Raw genomic sequence first — 547 nt, forward strand, 5'->3', positions numbered from 1 at the left:
GTGGCTGCGCGAGTGGCTGCGCGAGGGGCCTGTGCACCCACAGCAGCAGGTGTTGAAGCGCCTGATGCTGCGTTCCAGACCTTCTTCGCGAACGTGAAGGCGGGCAAGAAGCCCGGCTACCCGCGCTTCAAGAAGCGCGGTGACGAGCCTGGCATTCGCTTTCCGGACCGCAAGCAATTCAAACTGGACGCGCCCAATGGGCGCCTCCAGCTTCCGAGCTCGGATGGGTTCGCATGCGCATGAGCCGGGAGGTCGCCGGAAAGCTGGGCAATGCCAGCGTCACCCGTGAGGGGGACCGCTGGTATGTGGCGATCCAGACGCTTCAGCCCRGCGTGCTGCCRGCGGCCGGCGTCGCSCCGACRCTCGGCATCGACCTGGGYGTCGCCAACTTCGCGGGCCTTTCCGAGGGGCGACTCATCGAGCCGCTCGCGGCGATGAAGGCGCAGCAGCGACGCCTGCGGCGCTACCAGCGCAGCGTCAGCTGCAAGGTCAAGGGCTCGTGCATTCGCAAGAAGGCGGTCGTAAAATTGCGCGCGCTGCACAGGCG

General features: G+C 67.2%; 1 protein-coding gene. It reads left to right on the top strand.

Annotation, left to right across the window (positions count from 1 at the left end):
- Nucleotides 1-233: 233 nt before the first annotated feature.
- Nucleotides 234-547, top strand: a 314-nt coding sequence (locus AC1DY5_RS58175) for a transposase (protein WP_478123120.1), incomplete at its 3' end; no start/stop codon positions are given.

The sequence above is a fragment of the Variovorax sp. P4_D9 genome, assembly GCF_056401695.1.